Source organism: Streptomyces sp. XY006, from assembly GCF_002237655.1.
GTDB lineage: Bacteria > Actinomycetota > Actinomycetes > Streptomycetales > Streptomycetaceae > Streptomyces > Streptomyces levis.
Map to the genome: position 1 here is coordinate 56,949 of NZ_NOKT01000005.1, position 11,722 is coordinate 68,670.

Annotated in this window: 9 protein-coding genes; 4 read left to right on the forward strand and 5 right to left on the reverse strand. The window is 73.0% G+C overall.

Annotated elements, in window-relative coordinates; genetic code table 11:
- Window positions 1-4 precede the first annotated feature (4 nt).
- The 4 genes from CHR28_RS07915 to CHR28_RS07930 form a co-directional block, all read right to left on the reverse strand.
- Window positions 5-2,548: a sensor histidine kinase gene (locus tag CHR28_RS07915; RefSeq protein WP_094052781.1), complete on the reverse strand. Its 2,544-nt coding sequence runs from the start codon at window positions 2,546-2,548 to the stop codon at window positions 5-7.
- 184 nt (window positions 2,549-2,732) lie between these two features.
- On the reverse strand, window positions 2,733-3,743 hold the full coding sequence (locus CHR28_RS07920) for a substrate-binding domain-containing protein (protein ID WP_094052782.1): 1,011 nt from the start codon (window positions 3,741-3,743) through the stop codon (window positions 2,733-2,735).
- A 300-nt stretch (window positions 3,744-4,043) separates the two neighbouring features.
- On the reverse strand, window positions 4,044-4,478 hold the full coding sequence (locus CHR28_RS07925; protein ID WP_094052783.1) for a DUF6114 domain-containing protein: 435 nt from the start codon (window positions 4,476-4,478) through the stop codon (window positions 4,044-4,046).
- Entirely contained in the window at window positions 4,478-5,152 is a 675-nt protein-coding gene (locus tag CHR28_RS07930; protein WP_094052784.1) for a DUF6230 family protein, read from the reverse strand. Before CHR28_RS07930 ends, CHR28_RS07925 begins: the two co-directional genes overlap by 1 nt.
- Window positions 5,153-5,787: 635 nt before the next feature.
- Between CHR28_RS07930 and CHR28_RS07935 the strand changes: the two genes are divergently transcribed.
- On the forward strand, window positions 5,788-6,429 hold the full coding sequence (locus tag CHR28_RS07935; protein ID WP_094052785.1) for a Tat pathway signal sequence domain protein: 642 nt from the start codon (window positions 5,788-5,790) through the stop codon (window positions 6,427-6,429).
- An 18-nt stretch (window positions 6,430-6,447) separates the two neighbouring features.
- Here the strand turns inward: CHR28_RS07935 and CHR28_RS07940 are convergent, their stop codons facing one another.
- The gene (locus tag CHR28_RS07940; protein ID WP_094052786.1) at window positions 6,448-7,350 is read right to left on the reverse strand and encodes a lytic polysaccharide monooxygenase; all 903 of its coding nucleotides are present in this window, start codon (window positions 7,348-7,350) and stop codon (window positions 6,448-6,450) included.
- 362 nt (window positions 7,351-7,712) lie between these two features.
- Between CHR28_RS07940 and CHR28_RS07945 the strand changes: the two genes are divergently transcribed.
- From CHR28_RS07945 to CHR28_RS07955, 3 genes are all read left to right on the forward strand, one after another.
- A complete protein-coding gene (locus tag CHR28_RS07945; protein WP_094052787.1) occupies window positions 7,713-9,512 on the forward strand; it encodes a S8 family peptidase in 1,800 nt (599 codons plus the stop codon).
- A gap of 282 nt (window positions 9,513-9,794) precedes the next feature.
- Complete coding sequence (locus CHR28_RS07950) at window positions 9,795-10,442, forward strand: ScbR family autoregulator-binding transcription factor (RefSeq protein ID WP_094052788.1); 648 nt, start codon at window positions 9,795-9,797, stop codon at window positions 10,440-10,442.
- 73 nt (window positions 10,443-10,515) lie between these two features.
- Window positions 10,516-11,697, forward strand: coding sequence for a damage-control phosphatase ARMT1 family protein (locus CHR28_RS07955; protein WP_094052789.1), 1,182 nt, complete (start codon window positions 10,516-10,518; stop codon window positions 11,695-11,697).
- The last annotated feature ends 25 nt before the right edge of the window (window positions 11,698-11,722 follow it).

Consider the following 11,722-nt stretch of genomic DNA (forward strand, 5'->3'; position numbering starts at 1 on the left):
TTCGTCAGCGGTCGGCGGGCGGAGTCGAGGGGACGGGATCGGCGGCGGCCTGCCGGGGTGGTGCGGCCGCCTCCTCGCGGTGCGGCGGCTCGGCGTCGCCGTCACGGGCCCGGAGCGTGCCGCGCTGGAAGCCGGCCAGGGAGGAGGCGGCGGCCTCCGCGGTGAACTCGTCGAGGGAGGTGTCCTCGGCGGCGGGCGGTGCCTCCTCACGCAGCTCCTCCACGAGGCTGGTCTGCGGCACCCGGCGCGGGAGCGGGGCGAGACCGTCCCGGCGGGGGATCACCTCGCGGGCGGCGCTGCGGGACCCGGGGGCGGAGACGGCGGTGCGGGCGGCCACCAGCGGGCGGGGCTCCCGCGGGGAGGTCCCCCCGCTCCGGGCTCCGGTGCCCGGGGACGACCCGGTGCCCTCGGGTGTCCCTCCGTCCTGCGCGGTCCCGTCGGCCCCGGCGCGCGCCGGAGCGTGGCCGTTCGCCGCCGTGCCTCCGTCAGCCGGCATCCGCCCGTCCTCCGGGGTGTGGACGGCGCCGTCCACGCGGCCCTTCGTGCCGGCGCCGTCCACGCGGCCCTTCGTGCCGGCTCCGTCCTCGGCGCCCGGCAGCCCGGGTGCCCCGTCGCCCGGGGCCTCGCGCACCACGATCTCGTGCGGGACCAGCACGATCGCCGTGGTCCCGCCGTACGGCGAGGCCCGCAGGGTGACCGCGATCCCGTGCCGGTGGGCCAGCTGGGCGACCACGAACATGCCGAGCCGCAGGTCGTCGGCGAGCGCCACCACGTCGAACTGCGGGGGGACCGCCAGCTGTTCGTTGAAGGACGCGTAGTCCTCCTCCGACATGCCGAGGCCGCGGTCCTCCACCTCGACGGCCAGCCCCTTGGCCACCATCGCGGCCCGTACGGTGACGGGGCTCGGCGCGGGCGAGTAGGCGGTCGCGTTGTCGATGAGCTCGGCCAGCAGGTGGATGACGTCGGCCACCGCGGGCGGGGCGACGTACACCTCCTCCTCGGTGTGCACCTCCACCCGCTGGTACTCGGCGACCTCCCCGATCGCGCTGCGCAGGATGTCGATCAGCGCCACCGGCTCGCTCCAGCTGCGGCCCGGCCGTTCCCCGCTGACGATGACCAGGTTCTCCTCGTAGCGGCGCAACTGGCTCGCCGTGGAGTCCAGTTCGTACAGGCCCTTGAGGATGTCCGGGTCGGTGTGCTCGCGTTCCAGCGTGTCGAGCTTGGCCAGCTGGAGGTTGACCAGGTTCTGGCTCTGCCGGGCGATGCCGAGGATGACCTTCTGGAAGCCGCGCCGGGTGTCGGCGAGTTCGACCGCCGTGTGCACGGCCGTGCGCTGGGCGGTGTTGAACGCCTGTGCCACCTGGCCGAGTTCGTCGTGCCCGTAGTCCAGCTCGGGCGTCGCCGACTCCGGGTCGACCGTCTCGCCCCGGTCCAGCCGCGCCACCACGTCCGGCAGCCGCTCCTGCGCGAGGCTCACGGCGGCCCGGCGCAGCCCGCGCAGCCGCCGGGACAGCGAGCGCGTGATCCGCCAGGACATGCCGACGCAGACGAGCAGCGCGAGCAGCCCGGCGGCGCTCAGCAGGGCCGCCTTGAGCAGCAGGGCGTCCGCCTTGTCGGCGCTGCGCTGGAGCAGTCCCGTCGTCTGCTGCTGGATGAGGCCCGCGTACTGCTCGGACAGCTTGTCCATGGCGGCGTTCCACCGCTTCTGGGAGTCCGGCAGGGCGATCCGGTCGGGCGCGGCACCGGAGTTGCGCGAGGCCAGCACCCGGTCCTCGACGGACTGCAGCGTCTGCCACTCGGAGCCCGCCAGGATCCGCTCGGTCTGTGCCTTGGCCTCGCCGGTCAGCTGCGGCACGACCTGGTCCTGCACCAGCCAGCGCCGGGTGTTGACCAGCTCGGCGAACTGCGTCCAGGCCGCGTCCTGCAGATGCCCCGACGGCCACGCCAGGGTCAGCTGCGCGTCCTCCCGGGAGACCAGCTCCGCCGTGTGTTCCAGCGCCACGAGCGGACCGGCCTGCGAGGTGAGGTCGCCGTCGTCGACCTGGGACAGCTCCTGGAAGGCGTGGATCTGGTCGTCGATGATCGAGGAGTACTGGTCGAGCGCCTGCTGGGGTGTGATGTCGGTGGGGTTGTCGACCTGGTCCCGGTAGTACTCCAGGCTGCCCACCGAGCCGAGCACCGAGTAGAGACGGTCGGAGATGCGGGAGGGCGCCTTCTCGATCGCGTCCGCCTGCCCGACCAGCTTCGCGACGGCCTTGTCGGTCTCCTCGCGCTGCGCGTCCAGGGCGGCGCGGGAGCCGCGCGGCGAGGCCAGCCAGGCGGCGGACAGACTGCGCTCGCGCTGCAGGGCGAGTGTCGCGTCGGTGCCCATGGCACCGGTCGACCGGCTCAGCTCGGTCTGGTCGCGCAGCCGCAGCCCTTCCGAGAACATCTGGATCGTCGTCACGCCCCACATGGCGGCGAGGGTGACGCCCGGCACCAGGGCCAGCAGCACCAGGGAGAGGCGTATGGAACCGAGGCGGCGCCGGGCACCTGTCCGTCGAGACATCGTCGTCCTAGGGCGATCAGCGGGGGGCGAGGAACGGGGAGGCGGAGCGGTCGGGGAGGGCGGGGGAGGGGCGCGGGGGTGTGCCGGGTGCGGCACATGGGATGCGCAGGATGTTATCCGCACAAGTGGACGTACGGGCCGGGCCCGGCCGAATTGTTGGCGACACCGTCACGGGAGGGTCCGGTCACCGGGTCCCGGCGGCGGCGAACCGCGCGACGGAGGAGACGTTCGACCTGGTCACGAAGGCGGGCCCGGTGAGCACCGGAGCCGCCCCGCCGCCGCTGACGTTGCCGTTGGTCCGGTACAGCCACAGGGCGTCCACCGCGAGGTAGCCCTGCAGATACGGCTGCTGGTCCACGGCGAACTGCACGGAGCCGTCCCGCACCGCCCGCACCAGGTTCCTGTTGAGGTCGAAGGTGGCCACCTCGGCCCTGCTCCCGGCCCGGCGCACGGCCTCGACCGCGGTGAGCGCGTACTGCGCGCCGTTGGTGACGACCTCGTCGATGCTTCGGTCCTGCCGCAGCCGCGCGGCGATCGTGGCGGTCACCGCGTTCATGTCGGTGCCGTCCACGTACAGGTTCTCGGTGTCGCCGCCGAAGGTCTTCTTCACGCCGGCGCAGCGGGCCTCCAGCGCGACGTTGCCCCGCTCGTGCACCACGCACAGGGCGTGCTTGGCCTTGAGGTCGTCCAGCTTGTCGCCGACGGCCCGGCCCGCGACGGACTCGTCCTGGCCGAAGTACTCCAGCAGCCCCGTCGGCCGCCAGGCGTCGATGCCGGAGTTCAGTCCGACGACGGGGATGCCGGCCGCCCGGGCCTGCGCGACCGGGCCCCGCATCGCCGCCGGCTTGGCCAGCGTCACCGCGATGCCGTCGACCTTGTCGCGGACCGCGTCGCGCACCAGGCCGGCCTGCGCGGCCGGGTCGGCGTCGCTGGTGTACGTCAGGTCGATCCCGTCCTTGGCCGCCGCGGCCTCGGCGCCCCGGCGCACCAGGTCCCAGAAGGCGTCGCCCTCGCCGCCGTGCGTGACCAGGGCGACCCTCATCCCCGAGCCGGACCCCGCCGCCGCGTCCCCGCCCGGCGCGTCGTCGGCCGCGCCCAGGACGGAGCAGCCGGACACCAGCAGGCACAGGGCGGATGCCAGGACCGCGGCACGGGTGCGTCTGACGGGGGTGTGCGGCGGGGGTGGAGTGTTCATGGGGGCGGAACCTCGCTGTGCGGCCGAGCTGGAGCAGGGTGAGAGCGCAGGCGGGCCGCGGGGTGTGCACCGACCGGATGACTCTCGCTGGCCCGGAGCCAACCGTGTGTGACCACACCCCGTCAAGTGAGCAGCCACATGCCGTGAGTTGATGCTGCCGCATCGTGATGATCTGTCCGACCCGTCGAACAGCCCTGTTCCCGCTTCCGGTGGGCGGGACGCCGCCCCACGGCGCGAGGCCCTCGTCGCGGCTGCCCTCGCCTGCGCTTTCCGTACCGTCCGCGCGGTTCCGGCCCGGGGTCAGCCCGGGGCCTGTGCGGCCCGTGCCGCCCGGGCCTCCTTCCGGCGCCTGCGGCGGCTGACGCGCGGTTCCTGGTCCGGCAGCCAGCCGAAGGCGAGGCAGCTGCCGGCCACGCCCAGGAGCAGACCGACGAAGAAGCCGCCCAGGTTGGAGGTCAGCCAGGAGCCCAGCGAGACCAGGACCCCGATGACCGAGTAGAACAGGTGCTGGGCGGGGTTGAAGAGGATCAGCACCCCGCACAGCAGCATTACGGCGGGCAGCAGATAGCCGGCCAGGCCCTGCATGCCGACGTGCAGGACGACGTCCAGCGACGCCCTGAGGGTGAGCAGGATCTCCGCCCCGCCCAGGGCGAGCAGCAGCCCGCCCCAGAACGGCCGGCCGGCCCGCCACCGCCGGAAGGCGGGCCGGAGCTTTCCGCGCGGGCCGCCGGACATCAGCAACCCGACTCGCTGAAGCCCAGCTTCAGCCCGGGGAGCTTGAACACGCCGGCGGTCGTGGCGTAGTTGGTCTGCCGCAGGCTGGCGATGTGCACGGTGTCGGACTGCTGGCTGAACACGCCCTTCGGCCCGCGGCCCTTCGGCCCGGCCTTGTCGAGGGTGCTCGCGTCGTTGCCGATCTCGATGTTGTTGAACGCCGCGTCGCCGGAGAGCTGGGTCGAGTCGGTCGTCAGATCGCTGGCGGTGACCTTCTGCGCGCCCTCTCCCGCCCGGATGACCAGGTTGGTGCCGCCCAGGTCCACGCTCTGGCACAGCTTGGTGAGGGTCGCGTTCTTGATCACGGACGTGACGACCAGCACCTGGCCACCGGTGTCGCCGGCGTTCGGGCTGCCCTCGGCCATCTCGTCCAGGGCGCCGAACTGCGCGAAGCCGGTGCCGTTCAGCTCGGTCGCCGTGACGGTGAACGGCATGCCCGAGATGGCGAACTGCACGCCCAGCGCCCCTTCGGCGGTGAGGATCGCGAGACCCGCGGCGACCGCGGCGGCCGGCACCGCCATCACCGCGGCCCGGCGCGCCCGGACCCGCCCGCGACGCGCGGGGGCGTCGCCGGCCTCCGGGGTGCCGCCGGGTCTGTCGGAGGTGTGCTCGCCGTGCTCGGCGGAGGAGGTCATGTCTGCTCCCGGTGCTGTCGGTGCGGATCGGACATCGGTGGCACGTTGCCCTGGCGCGGACACCGGCCCGCGTGCGCACGGCTCCTCGCAACTCCCGGCGGTTGCAAGGGCTTTCTCGTGACGCCGCGGTAGCCGAGCAGGAAGTTACCGCCGGTTACATGAAGGGTCAAGGGAAGTGTGAACAAGAAGTGTCGACGGTGTGCCGCGGGTGAGTCGCCGCGCCCCGAAAACGCTCACCCCGCGCACAACTCGCTTACGGTGCCTTGACGTTGACGGAGCGCCAGGTCTACAACTCTGCTCGTCCCACCGGATCCGTGGCGCCGGATCCGGCTGCTCGGCACCGTCCGCGCGACCCGGACCGCCCGTCCCGGACGGGCGTCCCGCCGCCCGGTGACGCAGTACGGGCTTTCTTCCGCCCGAGTCCCGTTCCTCCGGCACGGCCGCTACCTCCGACGCCGTGTCCGCAGCCACCCCCCGCCCGGCCCGGCCGGAGCCCTGCCCCCGCGGCATGCCCCGGCCGGTCACCGGCCTGCCGTCGCCGGCCCGTCATGTACGGAGAAGGCGTGCCGGGCAGGCGACGGCGGGCACCGCGCGGCCTTTCACCCCCCCCCCACCGACGAAAGAGGTACACCCGCATGCGTACCCGTACCCTCCTCGGCCTCACCGCCGCCGTGGCCGCCCTGGGCCTCGCCGCCCCCGCCTCGGCGGCCGACACCCCGGTCCTGACCATCGCCGACGGCGCCGCCGTCGCGGTCGGCGACGTGCTCGACGCGTCCCTCGCGAGCGGCACGGCCGCCACCTTCTACTCCAGCGCGACCGGCACCAGCGGCATCTCGTGCACCAAGTCCGCGTTCGCCGCCACCGTCACCGACAACCCGGCCGCTCCCGGCGTCGCCACCGAATCCCTGACCTCGCACAGCTTCGACGCCGGCGGCTGCACCACCAACGTCGTCGGTGTGCTCGGCGTCAGCGGCATCACCGTCGACAACCTGCCCTACACCACCAGCGTGTCCTCCGGCGGCACCGTCTCCGTGACCCCGGCCGCCGGCACCACCGTCCAGTCCACCGTCAAGCTGCGCACCCTGCTCGGCACGATCACCTGCGTCTACCAGGCCCCCGGCCTGACCGGCACGGCGAGCAACGCCGACAACAGCATCTCCTTCACCAACCAGCAGTTCACCAAGGTGTCCGGCTCGTCGCTGTGCTTCGCCAACGCCTTCTTCACCGCCAAGTACGCCCCGGTGACGAAGGGCGGAGTCGCGGTCACCGTCAACTGACCTGATCCGTCAGGCGGTTCAGCGCCGCCGTAGCCGTACGACCAGGGCGGCGCCGCCGGTGAGCACCAGCACCGCCGCGGCGCCGCCCGCCAGCACGGGCGTGCCCGGCCCGGCGCCGTCCTCCGCGCGCCGCGGCTCCGCGGCCTGCCGCGCCTCCGGCACGACCTTGTCCTCGACCGGCTTCTCCGGCTTCTCCGGGTTCTCCACGGGCGGCTGCTCAGGCGTTTCCCCGGGCTTCTTCTCGCCGGGCGTCTTCTCCTCCGGTTCCTCCTCCGGTTTCTCCTTCTCCGGGAACGCCACGTCCGAGCACGAGTAATAGGTGTCCGGCGTACTGCTGTTCTGCCAGACCGTGTACAGCACGTGCCGGCCGGTGCGGTCGGAGGGCAGCGTCACCTTCATGCGGTACGCGCCGTCCGTCAGCTCCGGGTCCGTCACCCGTGCGAACGGCTCGCCCGGCAGGTCCGACCAGGACAGCGGCCCGGCGGGGTCGTAGCCGGGCTTCGTCAGGTACATCCGGAACGTGCCCGTGTGCGGGATCGTCGACGCGTACCGCATCGTCAGCGTGGCGCCGGGCGTCACCCGCGTCGACGGCCAGTCCGCGCGGGCCAGGTCGAGACCCCGGTAGCCGGGCAGGTTCCCGCTGCACAGCCGGCCGTCCGGCACGACCTGCCGGTCGCGGCCGTTCACGCCCGCCAGCCGCAGGTTGTCCCACGCCGCCAGGGGCCCGCCGTTCGCGGCCACCGCGGCCCGGCACGCCGCCGAGCCCGCCGCGGCGCCGCCCTCCGGCGAACAGGCCACGGCCCGGCTCACCGGATCCGTCGGTGCCCCGTGCGCCCACGCCGGGACGGCCGCCCACCACGGCAGCAGCGGGGTCACGAGGACGGCCGCGAGCGCGGCGCGGCGGGTGGTCGTACGGGGCATGCGGCTGCGTCTCCTCGTGCCGGGGGCGGCGACGTTCGGTAGTGCAGTACGGGAAACCGGCCCGACGCGTTCAGCTCGCCACCAGCCGTTCGAAAAGGGGCACATGGGCGGGCGCCGGTCAGCCATAGAGGGTGGGTTTCCGGCCGGATCGAGGGTTTCCCCCGTATCCCGACGACCTGCCGTTTGCCTATCGTTCCTGCACAGCTGACCCACAGGTAACCCCGAACGGGTCCGCGTACGTCTCGCGCCTGGCCGGCCACCGTGTAGCTCTTCGCTTTTCGAACACCCCCCCTCCGCTTCGACGACGAAGCGACCCCACCGCCGCTCCGCCCAGCCCGGAGTCCGGCCACGAAAGGCAGACTGTGCGTACCTCCCCAACGCTCAGACGGAAGCTGATATCCGTCGCCGCCGTCTCCGCCGCCCTGCTGACCGCAGCCCCCGTCTCGGTCGCCGTCGCCCAGGAGGCCGCCCCCACCCCGGCGGCCGTCCCGGCCGCCCGGACCGAGGCCGCCCCCGGCACCCCGGCCGAGCGCCTCATCGTCGGCTACAAGTCCGGCGCCACCGAGGCGAAGTCCGACAAGGCGGCCGCCGCCGACGCCGCGGCCAAGGCCGAGAAGACCGGCGAGGACGTCGGCTTCCAGCGCCGCCTCGGCACCGGTGCCGCCCTGGTCGAGCTGGGCACCGACCCCACCCGGGCGTCCGTCGCCGACGTCGTCGCCGCCTACGAGGCCGACCCGCAGGTCGCCTACGTCGTCCCGGACCGTCTGAACAAGCCGACGGCCGTCACCCCGAACGACACCGAGTACACCAAGCAGTGGGACCTGTTCGAGTCCACCGCGGGCATGAACGTCCCGGCCGCCTGGGACACCACCACCGGCTCCGGCGTCACCGTCGCCGTCATCGACACCGGCTACGTCGCCCACTCCGACCTGGCCGCGAACATCGTCGGCGGCTACGACTTCATCTCCGACACCGCCGTCTCCGTCGACGGCAACGGCCGTGACAGCAACCCGGCCGACCCGGGCGACTGGTACAACGCGGGCGAGTGCGGCGCGGGCGTCCCGGCCTCCACCTCCTCCTGGCACGGCACGCACGTGGCCGGCACCATCGCCGCCGCCACCCACAACGGCAAGGGCATCGCCGGCATCGCCTACGGCGCGAAGATCTCCCCGGTCCGCGTCCTCGGCAAGTGCGGCGGCTACGACTCGGACATCATCGACGCCATCACCTGGGCGTCCGGCGGCACCGTCTCGGGCGTGCCCGCCAACGCCAACGTCGCCAAGGTCATCAACATGAGCCTCGGCGGGGGCGGCGCCTGCTCCACCGCCACCCAGAGCGCCATCAACGGCGCCGTGAACCGCGGCACCTCGGTCGTCGTCGCGGCCGGCAACGAGAACACCAACGCCTCCGGCTCGTCCCCGGCGAACTGCGCCAACGTCATCACCGTCGCCGCCACCAACCGCGCCGGCAGCCGGGCCTCGTACTCCAACTACGGCACGGTCGTCGACATCGCGGCCCCCGGCGGCGAGACCCGCACCACCACCGCCAACGGCATCCTCTCCACGCTGAACTCCGGCACGAAGACGCCGTCGAGCGAGAACTACGCCTACTACCAGGGCACCAGCATGGCCACCCCGCACGTCGCGGGCCTCGCCGCCCTGATGAAGTCGGCCGTCCCGGCCCTCACCCCGGCGCAGATCGAGTCGGCCATCAAGGCCAACGCCCGCCCGCTGCCCGGCACCTGCTCCGGCGGTTGCGGCGCCGGCCTCGCGGACGCCGCCAAGACGGTCCAGGCGGTCAAGGGCGGTACGTCCACCGGCACGACGTTCTCCAGCACCACGGCCGTCGCCATCCCGGACAACGCCGCGGCGATCGAGTCCCCGATCACCGTCAGCGGCCGCAGCGGCAACGCCCCCTCGGCCCTCCAGGTCGGCGTGGACATCACCCACACCTACCGCGGCGACCTCGTCATCGACCTGGTCGCGCCGGACGGTTCGACGTACCGTCTGAAGTCGGCCGCGTCGGACTCCGCCGACAACGTGAACACCACCTACACCGTGAACGCCTCCAGCGAGACCGCCAACGGCACCTGGAAGCTGCGCGTCCAGGACACCGCGGCGCAGGACACGGGCACCCTGAACAGCTGGAAGCTGACCTTCTGAACCTTCCTCGGGAACGCTGAACGGGGCAGGCCGTCGAACGGGCGGGCCGGCCGGTGCGGATGGGGCACCGGCCGGCCCGCCTTCACGTTCGGACCCCGTATCCTCCACGGTTAGATACCGAACCCGCTGTTTTCTTTGACCAGTTGCGCTGGTTTTGCCGGAAGTGCGCCCGCACTCCGGCACACTGGTGTGAGGAGCGCCGTCTCAGGGTGAGTTATCGTGTACGGGGGGTAAAAACAAACGGCATGACCCGTTCATTTCCGTCCCGGGAGAGTTCAGTCGATGGCGAGGCAGTTGCGAGCCGAGCAGACCCGCTCGACGATCATCACGGCCGCCGCTGACCTGTTCGACCGTCGCGGCTACGAATCGACCAGTCTCAGCGACATCGTGGAGCACGCCCAGGTCACCAAGGGCGCCCTGTACTTCCACTTCGCCGCCAAGGAGGATCTCGCCCACGCGATCCTCGAACTCCAGTCGCACACCGCCCGGCGGCTGGCGAGGGAGACCGACCAGCGCGGCCACACGTCACTGGAGGCGCTGATGCGCCTCACGTTCGGCATCACCCGCATGTCCGTCGAGGACCCGGTCCTGCGCGCCGGCCTGCGGCTCGCGACCGGCGGGATCCGGCCCCGGCCGCCGCTGAGCCACCCCTTCACGGAGTGGCTGGACATCGTCACCGCCCGGCTGGTCGGCGCCGTCAAGGAGTCCGACGTCCACCCCGACATCGACATCGACGTCGTGGCCCACTCCCTGGTCTGCTTCTTCGTCGGCACCCGGGTCGTGGGCCGCTCCCGCGAGCCGGTCGCCCGCCAGCCCCGCCGGACCGCGGAGATGTGGAACATACTCATCCGTGGCCTGGTCCCGGTGACCCGCCGCGCCCGCTACCTGAGCCTGGCGGCCCGCCTGGAACGGGAGATCGTGCCGGTCTGACGGCCGCTTCCGCAGGACGAGGTGGGGGTCGTCAAGCGACTGCGGTACGAGGCCCGCCCGTTACGGTGGCCCCATGCCCGACACCCCCACCGCACCCGTGCTCCTCGGCAACGAGCCGGGCTCCTTCCCGCACAGCGTGCTCGCCGAGCGGCACCCCGCCATCATCAAGCAGGTCCGCGAGGCCTTCCCGTACGCGCCGGAACAGCACCGCGCACTCGACGAGCTGCTGGCGAACTGCACCGAGGGCACCATCGAACCCCTCCCCGCCGACGCGCACGACCGGGCGAACTGGGACGACTGGGGGCTGCCCGCCCACACCGGCCGGTCCTGGTTCGACGTGCCGTGGCTGTGGTCCGAGAGCTGGTTCTACCGCCGGCTGCTCGACGCCGTCGGCTACTTCGGCCCCGGGCCCTGGCAGGGCATCGACCCCTTCCGCCCCTTCAAGCTGGCCGAACTCGACGCCCCCGAGACCGACGAGGAGCTGGCCGCCCTCGACGACCTCGCCGGCCGGCCCGCCGGTGAACAGGCACACGCCCTGCTGCACGGCTCCCTCTGGGGCAACCGCGCCGACCTCGGCTTCCGCCTCTCCGCCGAAGGCGCCCGGGACACCGCGGCGGTACCCGGACTCGTGGCCGACGACAGCGACCGGCTGTGGTCCCTGCTCGGCCCCACGGACCGGGGCACCGGCACACTGTGCCTGGTCGCCGACAACGCCGGGCGCGAACTCGTCCCCGACCTGCTGCTGATCGCCCACCTGCTGGCCGACGGGCGCATCGGACGGGCCGTCCTGCACGTCAAGCCCCACCCCTACTACGTCTCCGACGCCACCACCGCCGACGTCGTCGACGCCCTGCGCCGGCTGACCGGAGCCGGGGGAGCGGCCGCCGCGTACGGACGGCGGCTGTGGTCCGCCCTGTCCGACGGCCGCCTCACCCTGCGCGCCCACCCCTTCTCCGCCGCCCCGCTGCCCTACGCGGAGATGCCCGCCGACCTGCGCGCCGAGTTCGCCGCGGCCACGCTCACGATCCTCAAGGGCGACCTCAACTACCGTCGCCTGGTCGGCGACCGGCTGTGGGCCCCGACCACGCCGTTCGCGGACGTCACCGCGTACTTCCCCGGCCCGGTCGCGGCCCTGCGCACCCTGAAGTCCGACGTGATCACCGGGCTGGACGCGCGCACCGAGGCCGCCCTGAACGCGGCGGAGGGCCGGCGCTGGCGCACCGGCGGCACCCACGCGCTGATCCAGGTCGCGTAGGCGAGGCCCAACTCCGCGCCCTCCC

What these genes read in the sequence shown, in the direction of transcription:
- CHR28_RS07935 (WP_094052785.1), top strand. Translation starts at nt 5,788, where the DNA reads ATGCGTACCCGTACCCTCCTCGGCCTCACCGCCGCCGTGGCCGCCCTG.
- CHR28_RS07925 (WP_094052783.1), bottom strand. Translation starts at nt 4,478, where the DNA reads ATGTCCGGCGGCCCGCGCGGAAAGCTCCGGCCCGCCTTCCGGCGGTGG.
- CHR28_RS07920 (WP_094052782.1), bottom strand. Translation starts at nt 3,743, where the DNA reads ATGAACACTCCACCCCCGCCGCACACCCCCGTCAGACGCACCCGTGCC.
- CHR28_RS07930 (WP_094052784.1), bottom strand. Translation starts at nt 5,152, where the DNA reads ATGACCTCCTCCGCCGAGCACGGCGAGCACACCTCCGACAGACCCGGC.
- CHR28_RS07955 (WP_094052789.1), top strand. Translation starts at nt 10,516, where the DNA reads ATGCCCGACACCCCCACCGCACCCGTGCTCCTCGGCAACGAGCCGGGC.
- CHR28_RS07915 (WP_094052781.1), bottom strand. Translation starts at nt 2,548, where the DNA reads ATGTCTCGACGGACAGGTGCCCGGCGCCGCCTCGGTTCCATACGCCTC.
- CHR28_RS07950 (WP_094052788.1), top strand. Translation starts at nt 9,795, where the DNA reads ATGGCGAGGCAGTTGCGAGCCGAGCAGACCCGCTCGACGATCATCACG.
- CHR28_RS07940 (WP_094052786.1), bottom strand. Translation starts at nt 7,350, where the DNA reads ATGCCCCGTACGACCACCCGCCGCGCCGCGCTCGCGGCCGTCCTCGTG.